Here is a 22,649-nt window from a genome sequence, read left to right as displayed (position 1 = left end):
CGTCCGCCTCGACGATGGTCGACAGCGTCGGCGCACGTTCGTGCATGGCGCCCGGAATGAAGCGGTGACGCCACCGAAAACTGGTGGTGCGGTGCACGCCGGTGACCGCCGCGGCGTCGCGCACGGTACGCGATTCCAGCACGCACTGCAGGTACGCCAGCCATTTTTCCTTGAGGCGCAGGCGCGCCAGCGGCGTGCCGCTCAAGGCGTTGTAGCTGCGCCCGCAGCGGCAGCAGCGATAGCGCTGCAAGCCGCTGGCGCTGCCGCAGCGGTGGACGCGCGTGGCGCGGCAACGGGGACAGGGTGGCCGGCCGGCGGCCTGTTCGATGAGGGCGACGCATTCGCCGGGATCCGCGATGGAGGCGATCCAGCTGCGCAGGCGTGAGAGATCCTGCGTGCACAGCGGTAACGCTTCGAGTGCGGCAAGCACGTCGTCGAACGCCAGAGCCTGCATTGCTGCCTCCCCATGAGTTACCTCGACAATGGGTGAGACTGCCAGCGCAGCGGATGGTTCGCTTAATTAACGCGAACAGCGCCTTTTTTTTCGTCCCCGGCAAAATGCCGGGTCCGCCGTGCAGGGGCGGGGCCGGCGGTGTACCATGCTGCTGCGCAGAACCTATCCCATCGATCCATGTCCAGAATCCCGCTCCGAACCCTCATGACGCTGCTGGCCGCGCTGCTGGCCATGCTGTGCGTCCTGTCGCCCGCCCGCGCCGACGACGATTTCCTGCCGCCCGAGCAGGCCTTCCGCCTGTCCGCCCGCATGGACGGCCCGAACACGGCCGTCGTCAGCTACGCCATCGCCGACGGTTACTACATGTACCGCGAGCGCTTCAAGTTCACGGCCAGCGGCGCGACGCTGGGCGAGCCGGCCATCCCGCCGGGCAAGGTGAAGTTCGACGAGACCTTCCAGAAGGACGTCGAGACCTACCACAAGCGCGTCGAGATCCGCATCCCGGTCCAGGGCAGCGGCCCGTTCACGCTGAACGTCACCGGCCAGGGCTGCGCCGACAAGGGCCTGTGCTATCCGCCGCAGGACGCGGCCGTGCAACTGGTCGCCGGTGGCGGCGCCGCGCCCGCGGGCGGCCTGCCGATCGGCGCGAACGCCGCGCCGGACGCGCCCGCGATGTCGCTGCCCGGCCAGCCGCAACCGCAGGCGGACCCACCGGCGGCGGCCACCCCGGCGCCCGCCGCGGCGCCGTCCGAACTGACCGGCATCGGCAACCTGCTGCAGGGCGGCCGCCTGCTGGCCATCGTGCCCGCCTTCATCCTGCTCGGCCTCGGCCTGGCGTTCACGCCCTGCGTGCTGCCGATGGTGCCGATCCTGTCGTCGATCATCGTCGGCGAGGGCAAGGACGTGCGCCGCGGCCGCGGCTTCATCCTGTCGCTGGCGTACTCGCTGGGCATGGCCATCGTCTACACGCTGCTGGGCGTCGCCGCCGGCCTGCTGGGCGAAGGCCTGGCGGCCGCCCTGCAGAACCCGTGGGTGCTGGGCGCGTTCGCCCTGCTGATCGCGGCGATGGCCCTGTCGATGTTCGGCGTCTACCAGCTGCAGGTGCCGGCCGCGCTGCAGACCCGGCTGGCCGACGCCTCGGGCCGCCAGTCGTCCGGCAAGCTGGCCGGCGTGTTCGTCATGGGCGCGATCTCGGCGCTGATCGTCGGGCCCTGCGTGGCCGCGCCGCTGGCCGGCGCCCTGGTCTACATCAGCCAGACGCGCAACGTGCTGGTCGGCGGCGCCGCGCTGTTCTCGATGGCGCTCGGCATGAGCATCCCGCTGCTGCTGGTGGGCGTCTCGGCCGGCTCGCTGCTGCCGCGCGCCGGCATGTGGATGGAGTCGGTCAAGCGCTTCTTCGGCGTGCTGATGCTGGCGATGGCCCTGTGGATGGTCGCGCCGGTGTTGCCGGGCCTGGCGCAGATGCTGCTGTGGGCCGCGCTGCTGCTGGGCTACGGCTTCTACCTGCTCGCTGGGCAGCACCGTGGACAGCCGGGCCGCGCGCACTGGGCCGCGCTCGCGCTGGGCGCGGCGTGCGCCGTGCTCGGCGCCACCCAGCTGGTGGGCGCCGTCAGCGGCGCGCGCGACCCGCTGGCGCCGCTGGCACGCTTCACGGGCGGCGCCGTGCCGCACCAGGGGTTGGCGTTCGCCCGCATCAAGACCGTCGCCCAGCTCGACGCCGCCCTGGCCGCGAACGCCGGCAAGACGGCCATGCTGGACTTCTACGCCGACTGGTGCGTGTCGTGCAAGGAAATGGAAAAGCTGACCTTCGTCGATCCGGCCGTCAAGGAGCGGCTGCGCGACACCGTGCTGCTGCAGGTCGACGTCACCGCCAACGATGCCGACGACCGCGCCATGCTCAAGCGATTCGGCCTGTTCGGGCCGCCGGGCATCATCCTGTTCGGCGCCGACGGCCGCGAAATCCCCGACAGCCGCGTGATCGGCTACCAGGACACGGGCAAGTTCCTGGGCTCGCTCGGTAAACTCCGGTAACACTTGCGAAGACCATCTTGACGCCGCGCGCGGACGCGGCGCATACAACGAAAAACGGACACCCGAGGGTGTCCGTTCGTCATGCCGCCCGGGCATCGGGCGGCGAGGGCGCCGGCCTCAGCCGCGCGCGGTATCGGCGCCGCGCTGCCAGCCGCCGGGACCGCGGTGCCAGCGATGCTGCATGCGCCCGGCCTGGTCGTCGAAGGTCTTCTTCTGGTCCGGCGTGAGCACCGAATAGAAGCTGTTCAGGGCGCCCAGGCGCTGCTCCATGGCGACGGTGCGGCGTTTCTGCATCTCGATGGCCTTGGCCATGCGTTCCGGCGCCGACAGGCCGGCCCAGGCGGCGCGGTCGGGGCGCTGGCCCGGCTGGCGTGCCGGCGGCTGCATCGAAGCGACGAAGCTCTTCCAGGCCTGTTCCTGGGCCGGGGTGATCTTCAACGCGTCGTGCAGTTTCGCCACGCGCTTGGCGCGCAGTTCGGCGCGCTGCTCGGGCGTGCGCTTCGGATGCTGGCGATGGCCCTGGTGCTGCCCGGCCTGCGCCGGCGCCGCGGCGGTCGTGGATGCGGCGGTCTGGGCGTGGGCGCCGATGGCTGCGGCGCCCAGCGACAGGGCGGCGAGTGCGGTAGCGAAGTGTTTGCGAACGGTAGTCATCTCTTTTTCCTAGTCAGGTTGAACGCGGCAACGGTCACCGGATGTGCCCGTAACATGCCGACAATCTGCGCGCAACGTGTACCGAACATCGGTCACTTCCCGTCGCGGCATGGGACCATCATCGGGCAAAGATGTAAGCGTGGCGTGTCCGCTGTCGCGGCCTTTGTATCAATTTGTTTCCTTGCGCCATTCATATACAAGCCGATACAAAGACGCTTTTCAGGGGTGGCGCAAGCACGGATAATGACGGGATGGACACGCCTTCTACCATTCTCATCGTCGACGACGACCGCGATATCCGCTCGCTGCTGGCCGATTACCTCGAAGCGAACGGCTACCGCGCGCTGGCCGCCGCCGACGGCAATGCGATGTGGAAGATCCTCGACGAGGCGCGCCCCGACCTGATCGTGCTCGACCTGAACCTGCCCGGCGACGACGGCCTGACGCTGTGCCGCAAGCTGCGCGCCCATTCGACGCTGCCGGTGATCATGCTGACCGCGCGCAACGAGCCGCTCGACCGCATCCTCGGCCTCGAGATGGGCGCCGACGACTACCTGCCCAAGCCCTTCGAGCCGCGCGAGCTGCTGGCGCGCATCCGCAGCGTGCTGCGCCGCAGCCACGCGATGCCGCCGAATTCCCAGGCCGAGAACGTCCAGCAGATGAAGTTCTCCGGCTGGACGCTGGACCTGACGGCGCGCCACCTGGTCAATCCGCAGGGCGTGATCATCATGCTGTCGGGCGCCGAGTTCCGCCTGCTGCGCGTGTTCCTCGAGCACCCGAACCGCGTGCTCAACCGCGACCAGCTGCTCAACCTCACCCAGGGCCGCGACGCCGACCCGTTCGACCGCTCGATCGACATCCAGATCAGCCGCCTGCGCCAGAAGCTGGGCGAGGACGCGCGCATGCCCCAGATCATCAAGACGGTCCGCAACGGCGGCTACGTGCTGGCCGGCCAGGTGACGGTGGAGCCGGGCGCGTGAGAGCGTTCCTCGGCTCGATGACGGGCCGCGTGTTCGCCACCCTGCTGCTGGGCATCCTGGTCACGGCCACGCTGACCCAGCTGCTGGCCGACGTCGAGCGCCAGCGCGTGATCGACGAGTACCGCGACCTGCATTCGCTCGACCGCGCCGAGCAGCTCATCATGGCCACCGAGATCGTGCCGGAATCGGCGCGCAAGTCCTACCTCGACGTGGCCAACCGTCCCGGCATGCGCCTGGAGGACGTCGACATCAAGCCCAGCGAGCACGCCGTCGCCCAAAGCGACTTCACCCAGGCGCTGGCCATGCGCATGGGCAAGCGCTACGTGCTGCGCTCGCTGATCACGCGCCCGGCCGACTGCGCCATCCCGCGCGACCAGTCGATCGTGTTCGGCATGATGCGCCTGACATGGCGCGGCACCTGCGAGAGCATCAGCGTGCGCCTGCGCGACGGCGACGAACTGATGCTGTCGGTGCTGCCGCCGCGCTCGGTGACCTCGCCGCTGCGCACCGACTACACGCTGACGATCCTGCTGCTGCTGCTGAGCGTCGGCTTCCTGGCCTACCTGGTGGCGCGCATGACCACGCGGCCGCTCAAGCAGCTGGCGCAGGCCGCGAAAGACCTCGGCAACGACATCAACCACCCGCCGCTGGACCTGACCGGCGCCGACGAGATCCGCCAGGCCAGCGCCGCGTTCAACGCGATGCAGGCGCGCATCCGCCAGTACATCTTCCAGCGCACCCAGATGCTGGCCGCCATCACCCACGACCTGCAGACGCCGCTGACCCGCATGCGCCTGCGCCTGGAAAAGGTCAGCGAGCCGGAGCTGCAGGAGCGCCTGATCGGCGACCTGTCGGCGATGCAGGCCATGGTCCGCGAAGGCCTGGACCTGGCGCGCAGCATGGACACCACCGAGACCATGCAGATGCTCGACCTGGATTCGCTGCTCGACTCCGTCTGCGCCGACGCGGCCGACGCCAACCAGCGCGTCAGCCTGGCCGGCCACGCCGGCATGGCCCTGCTGGGCCGCCCGCTCGACCTGCGCCGCTGCCTCGTCAACCTGATCGACAACGCCGTCAAGTACGGCCATGCGGCCAAGGTGACGGTGGACCGCATCAACGGCGCCGCGCGCATCCGCATCCGCGACGCCGGCCAGGGCATCCCGGACGGCGAGCTGGCGCGCGTGTTCGATCCGTTCTACCGCGTCGAGACCTCGCGCTCGCGCGAGTCCGGCGGCACCGGCCTGGGCCTGACGATCGCGCGCAACATCGCCGAGCAGCACGGTGGCAGCATCGTGCTCGCCAACCACCCGGAAGGCGGGCTCGAAGTGACGCTGATGCTGCCGGAGTACTACCCGGGCAAATAAGCAACAGGCGCGGCAGCGACAACATTCCGACACATTGCCGTCATCCCCGTGTGCGACAATCCGCGCGGAGATCGGCGTCGGTACAGCCGGAAGCATCCTCATCGCATACAAGAAGCCGCACCAGCGGCGCAGGGAGTGGGAAGTGAAAAACAAGAACATCGTACTCGTCGCCGCGGTCCTGGCCGTCGGCGCCGGGGCCTGGTACGTCAACCACGGAACGGGCACGCATGCCGGGGAGGGCGCCACCAGCGCCCGGCACGGGCAGGACGGACAGCAGGGCAAGGGCGGCCAGCCGCCGGCGGTCGTCAACGTGGTGACGCCGCGGCGCGAGGACGTGCCGGTGCTGCAGCAGGCCAACGGCACCGTCACGCCGATCCGCACCGTCGACCTGCATCCGCAGACCACCGCCACGATCCGCGAGGTGCACATCAAGGAAGGCCAGTTCGTGCAGGCCGGCCAGCTGCTGTTCTCGCTCGACGACCGCGCCGACCGCGCCAACCTCGACAAGGCCCGGGCCCAGGTCGAGCGCGACCGCGCCCAGCTGGCCGACCTCGAGCGCCAGTACCAGCGCAGCCAGGACCTGTTCGCCCAGAAGTACATCGCCCAGAGCGCCGTCGACACGCTGCGCGCCCAGGTCGACCAGGCCAGGGCGACGCTGCAGGCCGACGTCGCCGCCGCGCGCGCCAGCAGCGTCGCCACCAGCTACACCGCGATCCGCGCGCCGATGGCCGGCCGCGTGGGCGGCATCGCCGTCTATCCGGGCAGCCTGGTGCAGCCGAGCACCTCGCTGACCACCGTCACCCAGCTCGACCCGATCACGGTCGCGTTCACGCTGCCGGAGTCGAGCCTGCCGGCGCTGCTGGCGGCCACCAGGCACGGCAAGGTCGAGGTGCAGGCGCTGCCGGGCGCCGGCCTGGCGCCGGTCAAGGGCGTGCTCAGCTTCGTCGACAACACCGTCGACCCGACCTCGGGCACGATCCGGGTGAAAGCCGAGTTCGACAACCGCGAGACCACGCTGTGGCCGGGCCAGTACGTGAACACGAAGGTGACCGTGCAGACCCTCAAGGACGCCATCGTCGTGCCGCAGAACGCCATCATCACGAACGCCCAGGGCACGTTCGTCTACGTGCTGGACCAGGACCCGCATCGCGCCTATTCGGCGCACCAGGTGCCCGTGCAGCGCCTGCACGCCTTCGGCCTGGACGCGGCCGTCAGCGGCCTGACCGGCCGCGAATCCGTGATCACCGACGGCAAGCAGAACGTCCGTCCGGGCGGCAAGGTGCGCCTGGCTGCGGAGATGGACAAGGGCGCAGAAGGCGGCAACCGCGGCGACAAGCCGAAGGCGGCCACCGTCGCCGCCAACCAGGGCTGACGCATGAACATTTCCGAATTGTGCATCCGGCGGCCGGTGATGGTCGTGCTGCTGTCGCTCAGCCTGATCCTGGTGGGCGTGCTGGCCTACCTGAACATGCCGGTCGCGGCGCTGCCCAGCTATAACACGCCGGTCATCAACGTCAACGCCAACCTGGCCGGCGCCAGCCCCGAGACGATGGCCTCGTCGGTGGCGCTGCCGCTCGAGAAGCAGTTCTCGACCATCCCCGGCATCAACCTGATCACCTCGACCAGCACCCAGGGCAATACCTCGCTGACGCTGGAATTCGACACCTCGATCGACATCAACGCCGCCGCCGTCGACGTCCAGGCCGCGCTGCTGGCGGCCCAGCGCCAGCTGCCGCAGGAAATGACGGACCTGCCGTCCTACCGCAAGGTCAACCCGGCCGACGCGCCGGTGCTGTTCATGACGATGACCTCGCCCTCGATGAACCTGTCGGAGCTGAACGACTACGCCGAGAACCTGGTGTCGCCGGCCATCTCGACCTTGCCGGGCGTGGCCCAGGTGCAGGTCAACGGCGGCAAGAAGTTCGCCGTGCGCGTGCGCGCCAAGACCGACCTGATGAACGCGCGCAACCTGACGATGGACGAGCTGGCCACCGCGCTGCGCGCCGCCAACTCCAACGCGCCGCTGGGCATCCTGGACGGCCCGCAGCAGACGCTGACCATCCAGGGGCCGCCGCAGATGATGAAGGCGGCCGACTTCGCCGACCTGATCGTCGCCACCCGCGACGGCCAGCCGGTGCGCCTGAAGGACGTCGCCGACGTCGAGGACAGCTACCAGTCGACCAAGGCCTTCGGCGCCTACAACGGCGAGCGCGCCATCGTGCTGCTGGTGCAGCGCCAGCCGGACGCCAACACCGTCGCCGTCGTCGACCACGTGCGCAACCTGCTGCCGCGCTTCCAGTCGCAACTGCCGGCCTCGATCAAGATCAACCTGGTCAACGACCGCTCGGTCTCGATCCGCGAGGCGATCCACGACGTCAACTTCACGCTGGGCCTGACCGTAGTGCTGGTGGTGCTGGTGATCTTCCTGTTCCTGCACCGCCTGTCGGCCACGTTCATTCCCGCGATCACGATGCCGATCTCGCTGCTGGGCGCATTGTCGCTGCTGTACTGGCTCGGCTACAGCATCGACAACGTCTCGCTGCTGGGCATCACGCTGGCCGTGGGCCTGGTCGTCGACGATGCCATCGTGGTGCTGGAGAATATCGTGCGCCACATGGAGATGGGCAAGAAGCCGATGCGCGCGGCGCTTGACGGCTCGCGCGAGATGGGCTTCACCATCATCTCGATCTCGGTCTCGCTGGTGGCCGTGTTCATTCCGATCTTCTTCATGCCGGGCGTGATCGGCCTGCTGTTCCACGAATTCGCCGTGATCGTCGGCCTGGCGGTGCTGGTCTCGGCCGTCGTGTCGCTGACGCTGGTGCCGATGCTGGCCTCGCGCCTGCTGTCGGCCCACGGCCACGATCCGCACGCCGAAAAGAGCTTCGTCGGCCGCCACTTCGAGGCCGGCTTCATGAAGGTGCGCAACGGCTACGAAAAGACGCTGGACCTGGCGCTGGCGCACCGCCCGCTGGTGCTGCTGGCGGCGCTGGGCACGTTCGTGCTGACGGCCGTGCTGTACACGACGATCCCGAAGGGTTTCTTCCCCGAGGAAGACCTGGGCCAGATCCGCGTGAACACCGAGGCCGCCGAGGACATCTCCTCGTCCGCGATGGTCACGCTGCAGACGCGCGTGGTCGACATCATCCGCGCCGACCCGGCCGTGCAGGACGTGACGGCGTTCAGCGGCGGCGGCAACGGCGGCCGCATGTTCCTGGTGCTCAAGCCGCGCGAGCAGCGCGACAAGATGCCGCTCGTGATCGACCGGTTGCGCCATGCCGTGCGCGCGGTCCCGGGCATCGCCGTCTACCTGTCGCCGGTGCAGAACCTGCAGCTGGGCGGACGCCAGAGCAAGAGCCGCTACCAGTACACGCTGCAGAGCGTGTCGGGCGAGAACATCGGCGGCTACGCCAACGGTTTCCTGGAGCGCATGCGCAACGACCCGATGTTCCGCGATGTCACCAGCGACTCGCAGGAACGCGGCCTGCAGGCCACGCTGGACGTCGACCGCGACAAGGCCAACGCGATGGGCGTGCAGCTGTCCGACGTGCGCACGGCGCTGTACGCGGCGTTCGGCGAGCGCCAGGTCTCGACCATCTACTCGACCGCGGCCAGCTACTACGTGATCCTGGAGACGGCCAGGGAAGACCGGGAATTCGAGGACGCGCTGGCGCGCCTGTCGGTGCGCAGCAAGACCGGCCAGCTGGTGCAGCTGTCGAGCGTGGCCAGCGTCAAGCGCACGGTCGGGCCGGTGGCCGTCAACCACCAGGGCCAGCTGCAGGCGATCACGCTGTCGTTCAACCTGGCGCCGGACGCCTCGCTGGGCGACGCCACCGCGGCGATCGCGCAGATGGGCCGCGAGATGAAGCTGCCGGGGTCCATCATCACGAACTACGGCGGCGACGCCGCCGTGTTCCAGAGCTCGCAGTCGAGCCAGCTGATCCTGATCGTCGCGGCGATCGGCGTCATCTACGTGCTGCTGGGCGCGCTGTACGAGAGCTTCATCCACCCGATCACGATCCTGGCCGGCCTGCCGTCGGCGGCCGTGGGCGCGCTGCTGACGCTGCGCCTGTTCGACATGGACCTGACGATCATCGCCACCATCGGCATCCTGATGCTTGTGGGTATCGTCAAGAAGAACGCCATCATGATGATCGACTTCGCGCTGGACGCCCAGCGCAACGGCGGGATGAAGCCGGAGCAGGCGATCCGCGAGGCGTGCATCCTGCGCTTCCGCCCGATCATGATGACGACGCTGGCCGCACTGATGGGCGCGCTGCCGATCGCCCTCGGCCTGGGCGCCGGCGCCGAGCTGCGCCAGCCGCTGGGCCTGGCCGTATGCGGCGGCCTGGTGTTCTCGCAGGTGATCACGCTGTACATCACGCCCGTGATCTACCTGTACCTCGACCGCTTCAGCGACAGCGGGCCGATGACGGACGAGGAACTGGCCAGGCTGGAACGGCCGCAGCTGGACGTGGTCAAGGCCGCCTAGGTAGGAGGGGTCGGAGCCCGGTGTTGCTTTTCCAGGGGCGCTGACCCCGGTTTTCGGCCCGCGGCGGCGACAAACCGGGTCGTAGGGTGCGCACCCCGTGCGCACCGCAATTACATTACAATTTGTCCATCCAGGCACGCCCAATGTGCCCGCCCGCACCGTCCAAACCCCGGATTACCGGGCAAAATCCCCTCACATCCCGCAAATATCGCCGGAATTCCTGATACATACTGTAACAACAGTAAAAGCAGCGAACTTATAAGCTGTTTGCAGATGTCCAACGATGCGTGCGTACAGAAACCAAACAAGGTAGACTGCGGCACGTGATCCCTTGTTTGCTGCTCCCTGGAAAGTAGTCTTCATCTTGCGTGACCATTCCCATATCTCACTCGATGACAGCGATGTCTGTGCGCATTGCGGCCAGCCGTTGCCCGGGCGGCGGGTGAGCACATACGGCCGCCAGGGGCCGAACCGCACCGGATTGATCGCCACCGTCCTGCTGCACCTGCTGCTGGTCGCGATCTGGCTGTACCAGCCGGACAACAAGCAGAGCGCACCGTCCCGGGCGGGCGCCGAGAATGCCATCGTGTGGCTGCCGCCCACGCCGAAGCCGACCCCGACGCCCAAGCCGCAACCGCAGAAGCCGGCGGCGCAGAGCGCCAAGCCGGCGCCGGTGCGGCCGTCGAAGCCGACCGTGCCCAAGGTCCAGCGCCTGCCGGACACGATCACGCTGCCGGACGAAAAACCGGTGAAGGTCGCCGAGACGCCGGCGCCGCCGAAGGAAGAGACGAAGGAGCCGCCGAAGGAAGTCGACATGGCCGCCTACATCGCGGCGCGCAAGGCGGCGCGCGGCGCCTCGACCGAAGTCAATGCGCCCGAGGAGAGCGAAGCCTCGCGCGGCACCCGCAACGCGCTGGCGAACATCGCCGCCATCAACGGCCGCGGCGGCCAGGATCCGAACGACACGGGCGGCGTGTTCAGCGTCACCAACCAGACCTTCGCCTCGGCCGACGTGAAGTTCCGCGGCTGGAACCCGAACTTCAAGCGGCGCTGGCTGACCTCGGTGAAGGTGGAGCGCGGCAGCGAGCGCGACATCGAGACGGCGATCGTCAAGAAGATGATCGAGATCATCCGCAAGGAAAAGAACGGCGATTTCGAATGGGATTCGCACCGCCTGAACCGCGTGGTGACACTGTCGGCGCGGCCGCAGGATACCCAGCAGCTGATGGATTTCCTGTACAAGGAAATGTTCCCGAATTACACGGCGCCGCCGCGGGGATAATTCGTGGAGGCTTGAAGAACAAAAACCACGCCGCGGCGTGGTTTTTTGTTGGGTGAGGCATGGTGCGCTCGGGGAGCGCACCCTACGCAACCGATCGTGGCCGTAGGGTGCGCACCCCGTGCGCACCATTCGTCGATTCAGCCCGCGGCCTTCAGGCGCCGCGCCACGTCCATCGCGAAATAGGTCAGCATGCCATCGGCGCCGGCGCGCTTGAACGACATCATGGTTTCCATGATGACCTTGTCCGGATCGAGCCAGCCGTTCTGGAACGCCGCCTGCAGCATCGCGTACTCGCCGCTGACCTGGTAGGCGAACGTCGGCACCTTGAATTCGTCCTTCACGCGGCGCACCACGTCCAGGTAGGGCATGCCCGGCTTGACCATCACCATGTCGGCGCCCTCGGCGATGTCCAGCGCCACTTCGCGCAGGGCCTCGTCGCCGTTGGCCGGGTCCATCTGGTAGGTGTTCTTGTCGGCCTTGCCCAGGTTGGCGGCGGAGCCGACCGCGTCGCGGAACGGGCCGTAGTAGCCCGAGGCGTACTTGGCCGAGTAGGCCATGATGCGGGTGTGGATCAGTTCGCGCTCTTCCAGCGCCGCGCGGATCGCGCCGATGCGGCCGTCCATCATGTCGGACGGCGCCACGATGTCGACGCCGGCTTCGGCCTGGGCCATCGCCTGGCGGATCAGCATCTGGATCGTCTTTTCGTTGACGATGTAGCCGTTGTCGTCCGGCAGGCCGTCCTGGCCGTGCGTCGTGTACGGGTCGAGCGCCACGTCGGTCATGATGCCCAGCTGCGGGAAGTGGCGCTTCAGTTCGCGCACGGCGCGCGGCACCAGGCCGTCCGGGTTGGTCGCCTCGACGCCGTCGTAGGTCTTGAGCGCGGCGTCGATCACGGGGAACAGGGCCAGCACCGGGATGCCCAGCGCCACCGCTTCCTCGGCCACCTTCAGCAGCAGGTCGACCGAGACGCGCTCCACGCCCGGCATCGACGCCACCTGCTGGCGCTGGTTCTGGCCGTCGAGGATGAAGACCGGGTAGATCAGGTCGGACGCGGTGACCACGTTCTCGCGCATCAGGGCGCGCGAGAACGGGTCGCGGCGCATGCGGCGCATGCGCACGGCGGGGTAGGCGGATGGGGTGATGATCGGCATGTGGGAAGCTCCTGCGGATTAGTCGGCCCGGCCGGCATTCTCGTCCGGTCCGTCGGCCTGGGTGTCATGCTGTCCGGCCTCGTCTCCATCCAGGCCGAGCAGTTCGATGATCTTGTCGTTCGCCTCCTCGATGCCGACGCGCTTGAGGGCCGAGAACAGCTGCACGGTGAACGGGAAGCCGTTGCCGTCCTCGTCGACGTAGCTGTCCAGCACCTGCTGCGCCTGGCGCAGCGCGTTGGTCGATTCGTTGCGGTTGAGCTTGTCCACCTTGGTCAGGATGCAGTGGATCGGCTTGCCGGTCGGGGCGAACCATTCCAGCATCTGCACGTCCAGCTCGGTGAACGGGCGGCGCGAGTCCATGATCAGCACCAGGGCGGCCAGCTGGTCGCGGCGCTGCACGTAGTCGCCCAGCAGCTTCTGCCAGTGCAGCTTGGCGTCGCCCGACACTTCCGCGTAGCCGTAGCCGGGCAGGTCGACCAGCAGCGCCTGGATGTCCTCGACCTTGGTCGGGTCCTTGCGGTGCATCGCCACGTGGGCGCCGCCGATCGAGAAGAAATTGATGTGCTGCGTGCGCCCCGGCGTCTTGGAGGCGAAGGCCAGCCCCTTCTGGTTGGTCAGGATATTGATCGCCGTCGATTTGCCCGCATTGGACCGGCCGGCGAAGGCGATTTCCGGTACCTGGGTGCGCGGCAGGTCGCGCAACTGGTTGACGGTCGTGAAGAAGCGGGCTTGCCAGAGTTTGGACATGGGACGGGGATCCGGTAAGGCGCGCCGGGCGCGCCAAGGTGAAAAAGACAACGAAAGAAGCGGTCTGGAAAGAAAGCTATTGTACAATAGGGAGTTCCCTGTCGTCGGCGAGCCTGGGGAGGACGCGCATAGTGAACGACACCGAGCAAGCTGTGGCAAGTATCGTACCTGCGACATGATCTTCGACTTTTTCGGAGTGCCTTGAATGAATCGTGTGTTCTTACCGGCCGCCCACACGGCCATCATGAAGTCCCTGTTGCTCGCATCGCTGGCGTTGGCCGGCACGAGCGGCATGCCCGCACTGGCCGCCGATGCGGCGCCGGCTGCGAATCCCGTTCCGAAGATCGATCCCGCCAAGGGGGGCAGCCTGTACGACACGGGCGACACCGCGCGCGGCCTGCCGGCCTGCGCCTCCTGCCACGGCGCCGCCGGCAACTCGACCATCGTCGCTAATCCCAAGCTGGCGGGGCAGGCGCAGGCCTACCTGCACAAGCAGCTCGTCGATTTCACCACGCCGAACCGCGTGCAGCCGGTGATGTCGTTGTACGCCAAGATGCTCAGCGAAGAGGAAAAGAACAACCTCGCCGCCTGGCTGGCCACGCAGAAGCCCAAGCAGGGCGCGGCGCGCAACAAGGAGACCGTCGAACTGGGCCGCAAGATCTACCGCGGCGGCATCGCCGAGCGCGGCGTGGCCGCCTGCGCCAGCTGCCACGGCGCCACCGGCTCGGGCATCCCGGCGCAGTATCCGCGCCTGGCCGGCCAGCACCAGGACTACACGCTGGCCCAGCTGCAGGCGTTCAAGGCGGGCGGCCGCAACAACAGCCCGCAGATGGGCACGCTGGCCAAGCGCATGTCGGACGAGGAAATGAAGGCCGTCTCCGACTATATCGCCGGGCTGAAGTAAGTCCGTCAGATAATTCCCGACGGAAGTCATCAAGAACAGGGCGGCTGCGTGAGCGGGCTGCCCTTTTTGTTGTATGCTCCCGGCAGTGTTTCTGACGTGAATGAAAGCAGGGGCGATGAGCACCACCGGAATTGAAATCAAATCAAGCCGCCGCGGCTTCGCGGAGGCGGTCGAGCTGGTGTCGTCGATGCGCTTCGCCATCAGCCTCCTGATGATCATCGCGATCGCCGCCGTCATCGGCACGGTGATGCAGCAGAACCAGCCGATGCCGAACTACATGAACCAGTTCGGCCCGTTCTGGTTCGAGATCTTCGACAAGCTGGGCCTGTACGCCGTCTACTCGGCCTGGTGGTTCCTGCTCAGCCTGGCCATCCTGATCGTCTCGACGGGCCTGTGCATCGCCCGCAACGCGCCGAAGATGCTGCGCGACATGCGCAGCTGGCGCGAGAGCGTGCGCGAGGAGTCGCTGCGCAACTTCCACCACAAGTTCGCCTGGACGGCGCCGGGCGCCGCGCTGCCGCTGGCACACCAGACCGCCCAGCGCCTGGACAATGCCGGCTACAAGGTGAAGCTGGTCGACAAGCCCGGCGGCGTGCTGGTGGCCGCCAAGAAGGGCGCCGGCAACAAGTTCGGCTACATCTTCGCGCACACGGCCATCATCGTGATCCTGGTCGGCGGCATGATGGATTCCGACTTTGGCATCCGCTTCCAGCAATGGTTCATGGGCAAGACGCCCTTCATGGGCGGCGGCCTGATCGCCGACATCCCGGCGCGCCACCGCCTGGGCCTGAACAATCCCTCGTTCCGCGGCAATACGATGATCCCGGAAGGGCAGAGCAGCAATACCGCCATCGTCCCGCAGGGCAATGGCGTGATGATCCAGGAGCTGCCGTTCACCATCAAGCTGAACAAGTTCATCATCGAGTTCTACTCGACCGGCATGCCGAAGCTGTTCGCCAGCGAGGTGACGATCCGCGACCACGAGACCGGCAAGACCTTCGACGGCACCATCAAGGTCAACCAGCCGCTGATCTACCGCGGCGTGGCGCTGTACCAGTCGAGCTTCGAGGATGGCGGCAGCAAGCTCAAGCTGACGGGCTGGCCGATGACCGGCAGCGGCGCCGCATCGTTCCCGGTCGCGGGGGAGGTCGGCAGTTCCAGCGAGCTCAAGAGCGGCAACGCGACGTATGCGATCGAGTGGACCGGCTTCCGGCCGTTCAACGTCGAGAACACCAGGGCCGGCGACGATGTGCGCGCGGTCAAGAAGGGCGAATCGCTCGACGAGCAGTTGAAGGCCACGCTGTCCGAACATTCCGGCTCGGCCGGCAAGAACGCCAACAACAAGGACCTCAAGAACGTCGGCCCCAGCGTGCAGTACAAATTGCGCGACCAGACCGGCCAGGCGCGCGAGTTCCTGAACTACATGCAGCCCGTGACGCTGGACGGCGCCCAGGTCTACCTGGCCGGCGTGCGCACCGACCCGTCGGCGCCGTTCAGCTTCCTGCGCATCCCGGCCGACGATGCCCATGGCGTGGGCGAGTGGATGCGCCTGCGCGCCGCGCTGGCCGACCCCGCCCTGCGCGAGGAGGCGGCGCGCCGCTATGCCGAGCGCGCCCTGCCGCAGGGCAAGGCCGATCCCGCCCTGGCCGCCCAGCTGCGCGAATCGGCGGGCAAGACGCTGGCGATCTTTGCCGGAGGCGGGCAGGGCAGCGGCCAAACCGGCGGCTACCTGGCGGTATCGCAATTCCTCGAGCGCATCCCGCAAGCGGAGCAGGAAAAGGCCGCGAACGTGTTCATGAAGATGCTCAACGGCGCCATGTGGGAGCTGTGGCAGGCCGCGCGCGCGCGCGCCGGCGCGCCGGCGGTCGAGGCGAACGAGGTGCATGGCCGCTTCCTGCAGATGGCCACCAATGCGCTGTCCGACAGCTTCCTGTACGGCGCCCCGGTCTACCTGGCGCTGGACGAGTTCACCGAGGTGAAGGCGTCGGTGCTGCAGGCCACCCGCTCGCCGGGCAAGAAGGTGGTCTACCTGGGGTGCCTGCTGCTGACCCTGGGCATCTTCGCGATGTTCTACATCCGCGAGCGCCGCATCTGGGTGTGGGTGAAGGACGGCGCGGACGGCCATGGCGCGCAGGCGCTGATGGCGATGAGCACGCAGCGCAAGACCCTCGATTTCGAACGCGAGTTCGACGATTTGAAAACGAAGTTGCCGCAATCGGCGTAAGCTGGGCGGGTTCGGCAAGGAGAGAAAACCATGGACATTTCGCAGGCATCGCAGGGACAACAGGCCGACGCGCAGGTGCGCTACACCCGGCCGCCCGGCTTCTTCAAGCGCCTGACGGCCGTCGACTGGCTGTTCGGCGCGGCCCTGGCGGCCGCGGCCCTGTTCGCGTTCCACCGCTACGGCGCCTACATGGACGTGTACGAGGAGGCGATCCTGCTGCTGGCCGCGCCCACGTTCGCGCTGCTGGGCTGGGGCTGGAAGCCGGTGCGCTGGCTGATGCCCCTGGTGGCGGCGCTGTCGCTGTGGGCCATCTCGCTGTACGGCGGCACGCTGGACGCGGCCAACACCAGGTTCTTCCTCAAGTACATGCTGTCGAGCCAGTCCGCCATCCTGTGGATGAGCGCGCTGTTCGTGTTCTCGACCGTGTTCTACTGGATCGGCCTCGCCACCCGCTCGCCGTTCGGCGGCAGCGTCGGCTCCAAGCTGTGCTGGGCCGCCGTCGTGCTCGGCTTCACCGGCATGATGGTGCGCTGGTACGAGTCCTACCTGGTCGGCGCCGACGTCGGCCACATCCCGGTGTCGAACCTGTACGAGGTGTTCATCCTGTTCGCGATGATCACCGCGCTGTTCTACCTGTACTACGAGCAGCGCTACGCGACGCGCCAGCTCGGCCCGTTCGTGCTGCTGGTGATCTCGGCCGCCGTCGGCTTCCTGCTGTGGTACACGGTGGCGCGCGACGCCGCCGAGATCCAGCCGCTGGTGCCGGCGCTGCAGAGCTGGTGGATGAAGATCCACGTGCCGGCCAACTTCATCGGCTACGGCACCTTCGCGCTGGCGGCCATGGTCGGCTCGGCCTACCTGCTGAAGTCGCATGGCTACCTGGTGGACCGCCTGCCGTCGCTGGACGTGCTGGACGACGTGATGTACAAGGCCATTTCCGTCGGCTTCGCCTTCTTCACGGTGGCCACCATCCTGGGCGCGCTGTGGGCGGCCGAGGCCTGGGGCGGCTACTGGTCCTGGGACCCGAAGGAAACCTGGGCGCTGATCGTCTGGCTGAACTACGCGGCCTGGCTGCACATGCGCCTGATGTCCGGCCTGCGCGGGCGCGCCGCGGCCTGGTGGGCGCTGGTGGGCCTCCTGGTGACGACCTTCGCCTTCCTGGGCGTGAACATGTTCCTGTCCGGCTTGCACTCCTACGGCAAGCTGTGAGAACGCGGGCGGCTGGATGACAGGCGGATGACATGTTGTAACCGCAGGTGAAGCGTCCAGCCGGATTGCAACGGATGGTGTAAGGTTGACATGTCTGGCGCGAAAGTGCCCAAGTGTCCAACCGGAGCTGTTATGTTGATCAAACGTAATCCGAACGGCATCGACCTGCCGTTTCCTTCCGAAATCACGCCGCAATCGATCGTCGAGGGCCGGCGCGCCTTTCTGGCGCGCGCCGCGGCGACGGCCGTGGCCGGCACCTCGCTGTGGGAAATGCTGAACCGCGAAGCGCTGGCCCAGGCGGCGCCGGCGCAAAAGCTGGCCGCCAACCGCAATGCCGCGCTGTCGACCGACGAGAAGCTCACCTCGCTCCAGGACGCGACCCACTACAACAATTTCTACGAGTTCGGCACCGACAAGGGCGATCCGGCCGAGCATGCGCACACGCTGCGCACCCGTCCCTGGACCGTGCAGGTCGACGGCGAGGTCAAGAAGCCGATGACGCTCGACATCGACCGCCTGACCAGGCTGGCGCCGCTGGAAGAACGGATCTACCGCCTGCGCTGCGTCGAGGGCTGGTCGATGGTGATTCCCTGGATCGGCTATTCGCTGTCGAACCTGATCCGCCAGGTCGAGCCGACCGGCAACGCCAAGTACATCGAATTCACCTCGCTAGCCGACCGCGGCCAGATGCCCGGCATCCGCAGCCGCATCATCGAGTGGCCCTACGTGGAAGGCCTGCGCATGGACGAGGCCATGCATCCGCTGGCGCTGCTGACGGTGGGCATGTACGGCCAGGTCCTGGCCAACCAGAACGGCGCGCCGGTGCGCCTGGTGGTGCCCTGGAAATACGGCTTCAAGTCGGCCAAGTCGATCGTGCGCATCCGCTTCGTGCGCGACCAGCCGCGCACGGCCTGGAACACGATCGCGCCGGACGAGTACGGCTTTTATTCGAACGTGAACCCGAACGTCGACCACCCGCGCTGGTCGCAGGCCAGCGAGCGCCGCATCGGCGAAGGCGGCCTGTTCACGCCCAAGCGCAAGACCCTGATGTTCAACGGCTACAACGAGGTCGCTTCGCTGTACACCGGCATGGACTTGCGCAAGTTCTACTGAACGGGCGAAGCGCATGGCGTTCACTCCGAAACCAAAACAGCTGGCGGCGATCAAAGTCCTGGTCTTCCTGCTGGCGCTGGCGCCCTTCCTGCGCATGGCCTGGGCGGTCGCCATGGGCACGCCGGTCGACCCGGTCGCCTTCCTGACCCATGGCAGCGGCGACTGGGCGCTGTACCTGCTGTGCATCACGCTCGCCGTCACGCCGCTGCGGCGCTGGACCGGCTGGAACTGGCTGGTGCGCCTGCGCCGCATGCTCGGCCTGTTCGCCTTCTTCTACGCCTTCATGCACTTCCTGACGTTCTTCTGGTTCGACCATGCCTTCGACGTCGCCGCGATGTGGAAGGACGTGATCAAGCGCCCGTTCATCACGGTCGGCTTCATCGCCTTCGTGCTCCTGATCCCGCTGGCGACCACCAGCACCCAGGGCATGATCCGCCGGCTCGGGCGGCGCTGGACCCAGCTGCACCGCCTGATCTATCCGATCGCGGTGCTGGCGATCCTGCATTACTGGTGGATGAAGGCGGGCAAGAACGACCTGCAGCAACCCATGGTCTGGGGCGCCGTCGTGCTGGTGCTGCTGGGCCTGCGCATCTGGTGGAGCCGCACGCGGCTTCCCACCCGCACCTCGGGATCGGTACAATCATGACATGAAGAGGTTCGGTGCGATCGTCCTGCTGTTGGCCCTGGTGCTCCTGATGGTGCTCGGGGTCTCGCGCACGCGTTACGGCGTGGCGGTCGACCGTTGCCTGAACCTGGGCGCGCGCTGGAGCGAGCAGACGGCGGCCTGCGCGGCGCTGGCGTGGCCGGACGACCGGTCGCGCGGGCGCGACTAGGCGGCTGCGCGCCGCGCGCCCCGCGCTCCCTTCCTCATTGGCGCCGGCATCCCTGCTGCAACGGTGGCCGCGCCACGCGGCCGCGGATGCCGCCGACCTCGATATCCTGCAGCACGGGCGCCACGCTACGCACCTGGCCCGCCGCCAGGCCTGCCAGCAGGTCCGCGCAGGGCGCCGGATCGAAGGCGACGGTGCCGAGCAGGTCCCACCGCCCTTGCGCATCGGCGCCCAGCACGACGGCCCGGGCGTCATCCCCATCCACCAGCAGCACCGCCGGACGGCCGCCGTTGCCCAGGTCGAGCACGACGGCGTCGCACTGCCTGCCGGCGGCGCGCAGGCACGCGGGATACAGGTAGGCCGACGGCTTCGACGCCCAGTCCGTGTCCAGCAGGCCCGCGGGCAGGGCCTGCGCGCCGCGCACGCGCAGGTTGGCCAGCAGGTCGGGCGCCGGCAAGGGAACCGGCGCGCGCGCGTCCCAGCGGCTGGCCAGCTTGCGCGCGGCGGCGATGCGCGCGCGCAGGCGCGCCGCGTCCGGGCCGGCGGGCTTGCTCCCGGCCTCGCGCTCGAGGCGGTCCAGCGCCGCGCGTCCGAAGCGCGCGCCGTCGAAGCGCAGCCAGGCGAAGTCGAACCGGTCGACCGGGGTCTTGCCGGCGTGCAGGCGCGCGACCTGGCTGGCGACCGCGACGCGCGCCGGATCGAGCAGCGGCGAATTCAGGGCCAGCAGCAGGCCGACGACGACGAAGGCGGTGGCGACGTTCACCCATCCCAGCGCCGGCAGCCAGCCGGGGCGCAGCGCGGCGCGGAAATAGCCGGCGGCATAGCAGGCGGCCACCAGCATGCAGGCGGCCGCGGCCACCCGGTCGCCGGTCCAGCCGTGTTCGCGCACGCGCAGGAACAGCGCATGGACGGCGAGCAGCACCAGCGGCGCCGGCAGTACGGCGGCAATGCGCGTGGCCAGGCGCACGACGCGCGCGACGTCATGGCCGTCGCCGCCCTGTTGCCAGGCGGCGTTGATCAGCACGACGAAGACCGCGCTCGCGCACAGCAGCACCGAGGCCGCGCGCCGCGTGCCCCACAGCGGTTCGAGTCCCGTGACGGGCAGGGCCAGCAGGAAGCCGCCGACCAGCAGCACGGCGACCGGCAGCAGCCAGGACAGTAGCACCAGCAGCAGGCCGCGGATGCCGCGCACGATCGCCGGACGCACGTCGGTCAGGTGCATGGCGCAGGCGAACGCGAAGGCGCTGACGGGGATGGCGAACCATTCCTCGCGCATCAGCCTGCTCAAGAAATCCAGCTTGACGAGGTCGAACAGCTGCGCGCCCAGCAGCAGCACCAGCCAGGTCACGCCGGTGAACATGGCGCTGAACGCCAGCTGCACACCGAGTTTCCAGGCGAGGTCGAAATGGGTGGGATAGGCGGCGATGCGGCGCCGGTCGCGCGCCGCCGCCAGCACCAGCGAGTGCGCGATGAAGAGGCCGGCCGCTGCCTGGAACAGCAGCAGGGCGGAGGGCATCGGCGAGCGCCGCGGTCCGGCGTGCGCGCCGCGCGTCGGCGTCAGCGGCGTCAGCGGCAGGTCGGCGCCGCGCCAGGCGTCGTAGCATCCCAGCGCCGCCAGCACCAGCGCTGCGGCGCCCAGCCAGGCGAGCAGCGCGCGCCGTTCCATGTGGCCCAGCGCCGAGATCGCGACCTGCGGCAGGTACAGGGCGACCAGGATCAGCGGCGCGAACAGCAGCGGCGTATCGGCCGGCCAGGCCTGCTCCTTGACGGCGCGGTACAGCAGGTAGAGGCACAGGCCCTGGGACAGGCCGAGCAGCAGGCGGCTACGGCCGACCTGGGCGGTGGCGGGGGAGTCGGGCAGGTCGGACGCTGGCATGGGCATTCTCCGGATTGCATCCCGGGAATATTATCACTCATGCAAGCACTTGTCCGATCCTGCGCGGGTTACTTCACGAGCGACTCGAGCGCGAACAGCTCGGCCGGATCCTCGCGCCGGCGGATCAGGTGGACCTGGTCGCCGTCGACCAGCACCTCGGCCGCGCGGCCGCGCGTGTTGTAGTTCGAGGACATGGTGAAACCGTAGGCGCCGGCCGCCATCATGGCCAGCACGTCGCCCGGCTCGACCACCAGCGCGCGGTCGCGCGCCAGCCAGTCGCCCGATTCGCACACGGGGCCGACTAGGTCGTAGGTCACCGGGGTGCCCTGGCGCGGCTTGACCGGCTGCACGTCCATCCAGGCCTGGTACAGCGTGGGGCGCGCCATGTCGTTCATGGCGGCGTCGATCACGCAGAAATTCTTTTCCTCGCCCGGCTTCACGAACTCGACCGCCATCAGGAGCACGCCCGTGTCGCCGACGATCGAGCGGCCCGGCTCGAAGATCACCTTGACCGGCTTGCCGCCGTGCCTGGCGGCGCGCCAGGCGTCGATGCGCGCGAACACGCGCTCGACGTAGGCGCTGGCGGGCACCGGCGGCGCCTCGCCGGTGCCGTAGTCGATGCCCAGGCCGCCGCCCACGTCCACGTGGTGGATGTGGATGCCCTCGTCCGCCAGCGTGTCGACCAGCTCGATCACCTTGTCCAGCGCCTCCAGCAGCGGCGCGTCGTCCAGCAGCTGCGAGCCGATGTGGCAGTCGATGCCGACCACGTCCAGGTGCGGCAGCGCCGCCGCCGTGCGGTAGGTGGCGAGCGCGTCGGCAAAGGCGACGCCGAACTTGGACGCCTTCAGGCCGGTGGCGATGTACGGATGGGTCCTGGCGTCGACGTTCGGGTTCACGCGCAGCGATACCGGCGCGCGCTTGCCCATGCGGCCGGCGACCTCGTTGATGCGGTGCAGTTCCGGGATCGACTCCACGTTGAAGCACAGGATGCCCTTTTCCAGCGCCAGGCCGATCTCGGCCATGGTCTTGCCGACGCCCGAGAAGATCACCTTGCCCGGATCGCCGCCGGCTGCGATCACGCGCAGCAGTTCGCCGCCCGAGACGATGTCGAAGCCCGCGCCCTGGCGCGCCAGGATGTCGAGGATGGCCAGGTTGGAATTGGCCTTCATCGCGTAGCAGACCAGCGCGTCGCGGCCGGCGCAGGGGGCGGCGTAGCCGGCGAAGTTCTCGAGCAGCCGGGCTTTCGAGTAGACGTAGGTCGGGGTGCCGTACTGCTCGGCGATGGCGGACAGGGGGACGCGTTCGGCGTGCAGGACACCGTTCTGGAGGGCGAAGTGCGACATG

General features: G+C 68.3%; 17 protein-coding genes and 1 pseudogene. 12 read left to right on the top strand and 6 right to left on the bottom strand.

Translation table 11 applies throughout. From position 1 onward, the window contains the following. A pseudogene (locus tag QZ749_RS08380) lies at positions 1 to 454 on the bottom strand (IS1595 family transposase); the annotation flags it as partial. 204 nt (positions 455 to 658) lie between these two features. Between QZ749_RS08380 and dsbD the strand changes: the two are divergent. Then, entirely contained in the window at positions 659 to 2,485 is a 1,827-nt protein-coding gene (gene dsbD / locus QZ749_RS08375) for a protein-disulfide reductase DsbD (protein ID WP_296945462.1), read from the top strand. Between the two features lie 117 nt (positions 2,486 to 2,602). Here dsbD and QZ749_RS08370 read toward each other — a convergent pair whose 3' ends face one another. After that, positions 2,603 to 3,136: a Spy/CpxP family protein refolding chaperone gene (locus tag QZ749_RS08370; protein WP_296945461.1), complete on the bottom strand. Its 534-nt coding sequence runs from the start codon at positions 3,134 to 3,136 to the stop codon at positions 2,603 to 2,605. A gap of 251 nt (positions 3,137 to 3,387) precedes the next feature. Here QZ749_RS08370 and QZ749_RS08365 point away from each other — a divergent pair, with 251 nt between their 5' ends. From QZ749_RS08365 to QZ749_RS08345, 5 genes are all read left to right on the top strand, one after another. Further along, entirely contained in the window at positions 3,388 to 4,116 is a 729-nt protein-coding gene (locus QZ749_RS08365; RefSeq protein ID WP_296945460.1) for a response regulator, read from the top strand. Further along, positions 4,113 to 5,480 (top strand): ATP-binding protein, encoded by a 1,368-nt coding sequence (locus tag QZ749_RS08360; RefSeq protein WP_296945458.1) that lies wholly within the window; start codon positions 4,113 to 4,115, stop codon positions 5,478 to 5,480. The genes QZ749_RS08365 and QZ749_RS08360 overlap by 4 nt, the downstream gene beginning before the upstream one ends. 142 nt (positions 5,481 to 5,622) lie before the next feature. After that, on the top strand, positions 5,623 to 6,852 hold the full coding sequence (locus QZ749_RS08355) for an efflux RND transporter periplasmic adaptor subunit (protein WP_296945456.1): 1,230 nt from the start codon (positions 5,623 to 5,625) through the stop codon (positions 6,850 to 6,852). A 3-nt stretch (positions 6,853 to 6,855) separates the two neighbouring features. Beyond that, on the top strand, positions 6,856 to 9,969 hold the full coding sequence (locus QZ749_RS08350) for an efflux RND transporter permease subunit (protein ID WP_296945454.1): 3,114 nt from the start codon (positions 6,856 to 6,858) through the stop codon (positions 9,967 to 9,969). Between the two features lie 442 nt (positions 9,970 to 10,411). Further along, positions 10,412 to 11,251: a hypothetical protein gene (locus QZ749_RS08345; RefSeq protein ID WP_296945453.1), complete on the top strand. Its 840-nt coding sequence runs from the start codon at positions 10,412 to 10,414 to the stop codon at positions 11,249 to 11,251. A gap of 137 nt (positions 11,252 to 11,388) precedes the next feature. Here QZ749_RS08345 and hemB read toward each other — a convergent pair whose 3' ends face one another. Both hemB and yihA read right to left on the bottom strand, forming a co-directional pair. Further along, complete coding sequence (hemB, locus tag QZ749_RS08340; RefSeq protein ID WP_296945452.1) at positions 11,389 to 12,402, bottom strand: porphobilinogen synthase; 1,014 nt, start codon at positions 12,400 to 12,402, stop codon at positions 11,389 to 11,391. A gap of 18 nt (positions 12,403 to 12,420) precedes the next feature. Further along, a complete protein-coding gene (gene yihA / locus QZ749_RS08335; RefSeq protein WP_296945450.1) occupies positions 12,421 to 13,149 on the bottom strand; it encodes a ribosome biogenesis GTP-binding protein YihA/YsxC in 729 nt (242 codons plus the stop codon). 205 nt (positions 13,150 to 13,354) lie between these two features. Between yihA and QZ749_RS08330 the strand changes: the two genes are divergently transcribed. From QZ749_RS08330 to QZ749_RS08305, 6 genes are all read left to right on the top strand, one after another. Further along, positions 13,355 to 14,053 (top strand): cytochrome c, encoded by a 699-nt coding sequence (locus tag QZ749_RS08330; protein WP_296945448.1) that lies wholly within the window; start codon positions 13,355 to 13,357, stop codon positions 14,051 to 14,053. A 115-nt stretch (positions 14,054 to 14,168) separates the two neighbouring features. Further along, the gene (locus QZ749_RS08325) at positions 14,169 to 16,277 is read left to right on the top strand and encodes a cytochrome c biogenesis protein ResB (RefSeq protein WP_296945447.1); all 2,109 of its coding nucleotides are present in this window, start codon (positions 14,169 to 14,171) and stop codon (positions 16,275 to 16,277) included. Between the two features lie 30 nt (positions 16,278 to 16,307). Beyond that, entirely contained in the window at positions 16,308 to 17,486 is a 1,179-nt protein-coding gene (gene ccsB / locus QZ749_RS08320) for a c-type cytochrome biogenesis protein CcsB (RefSeq protein WP_296945446.1), read from the top strand. A gap of 132 nt (positions 17,487 to 17,618) precedes the next feature. Further along, entirely contained in the window at positions 17,619 to 18,599 is a 981-nt protein-coding gene (gene msrP, locus QZ749_RS08315; RefSeq protein WP_296945444.1) for a protein-methionine-sulfoxide reductase catalytic subunit MsrP, read from the top strand. 13 nt (positions 18,600 to 18,612) lie between these two features. Beyond that, entirely contained in the window at positions 18,613 to 19,245 is a 633-nt protein-coding gene (locus tag QZ749_RS08310) for a sulfite oxidase heme-binding subunit YedZ (protein WP_296945443.1), read from the top strand. Position 19,246: 1 nt separating this feature from the next. Then, the gene (locus QZ749_RS08305; protein WP_296945442.1) at positions 19,247 to 19,432 is read left to right on the top strand and encodes a hypothetical protein; all 186 of its coding nucleotides are present in this window, start codon (positions 19,247 to 19,249) and stop codon (positions 19,430 to 19,432) included. Positions 19,433 to 19,466: 34 nt separating this feature from the next. On the opposite strand, the gene QZ749_RS08300 is transcribed toward QZ749_RS08305, so the two are convergent. Both QZ749_RS08300 and lysA read right to left on the bottom strand, forming a co-directional pair. Further along, the gene (locus tag QZ749_RS08300; protein WP_296945440.1) at positions 19,467 to 21,305 is read right to left on the bottom strand and encodes a DUF4153 domain-containing protein; all 1,839 of its coding nucleotides are present in this window, start codon (positions 21,303 to 21,305) and stop codon (positions 19,467 to 19,469) included. A gap of 68 nt (positions 21,306 to 21,373) precedes the next feature. Beyond that, positions 21,374 to 22,648, bottom strand: a complete 1,275-nt coding sequence (gene lysA / locus QZ749_RS08295) for a diaminopimelate decarboxylase (RefSeq protein ID WP_296945438.1) — start codon at positions 22,646 to 22,648, stop codon at positions 21,374 to 21,376. Between the last annotated feature and the right edge of the window lies 1 nt (position 22,649).

The organism is uncultured Massilia sp. (assembly GCF_913773735.1).
In the GTDB taxonomy this organism is placed as follows: Bacteria; Pseudomonadota; Gammaproteobacteria; order Burkholderiales; family Burkholderiaceae_D; genus Telluria.
Note: the sequence above shows the minus strand (reverse complement) of the source record. Positions and strands in the feature narration are given on the sequence as shown.

Excerpts from the sequence above, each read along its gene's own strand:
- dsbD (WP_296945462.1), top strand. The coding sequence starts at position 659 with ATGACGCTGCTGGCCGCGCTGCTGGCCATGCTGTGCGTCCTGTCGCCC.
- QZ749_RS08370 (WP_296945461.1), bottom strand. The coding sequence starts at position 3,136 with ATGACTACCGTTCGCAAACACTTCGCTACCGCACTCGCCGCCCTGTCG.
- QZ749_RS08365 (WP_296945460.1), top strand. The coding sequence starts at position 3,388 with ATGGACACGCCTTCTACCATTCTCATCGTCGACGACGACCGCGATATC.
- QZ749_RS08350 (WP_296945454.1), top strand. The coding sequence starts at position 6,856 with ATGAACATTTCCGAATTGTGCATCCGGCGGCCGGTGATGGTCGTGCTG.
- hemB (WP_296945452.1), bottom strand. The coding sequence starts at position 12,402 with ATGCCGATCATCACCCCATCCGCCTACCCCGCCGTGCGCATGCGCCGC.
- yihA (WP_296945450.1), bottom strand. The coding sequence starts at position 13,149 with ATGTCCAAACTCTGGCAAGCCCGCTTCTTCACGACCGTCAACCAGTTG.
- QZ749_RS08330 (WP_296945448.1), top strand. The coding sequence starts at position 13,355 with ATGAATCGTGTGTTCTTACCGGCCGCCCACACGGCCATCATGAAGTCC.
- QZ749_RS08325 (WP_296945447.1), top strand. The coding sequence starts at position 14,169 with ATGAGCACCACCGGAATTGAAATCAAATCAAGCCGCCGCGGCTTCGCG.
- ccsB (WP_296945446.1), top strand. The coding sequence starts at position 16,308 with ATGGACATTTCGCAGGCATCGCAGGGACAACAGGCCGACGCGCAGGTG.
- msrP (WP_296945444.1), top strand. The coding sequence starts at position 17,619 with ATGTTGATCAAACGTAATCCGAACGGCATCGACCTGCCGTTTCCTTCC.
- QZ749_RS08310 (WP_296945443.1), top strand. The coding sequence starts at position 18,613 with ATGGCGTTCACTCCGAAACCAAAACAGCTGGCGGCGATCAAAGTCCTG.
- QZ749_RS08305 (WP_296945442.1), top strand. The coding sequence starts at position 19,247 with ATGAAGAGGTTCGGTGCGATCGTCCTGCTGTTGGCCCTGGTGCTCCTG.
- QZ749_RS08300 (WP_296945440.1), bottom strand. The coding sequence starts at position 21,305 with ATGCCAGCGTCCGACCTGCCCGACTCCCCCGCCACCGCCCAGGTCGGC.
- lysA (WP_296945438.1), bottom strand. The coding sequence starts at position 22,648 with ATGTCGCACTTCGCCCTCCAGAACGGTGTCCTGCACGCCGAACGCGTC.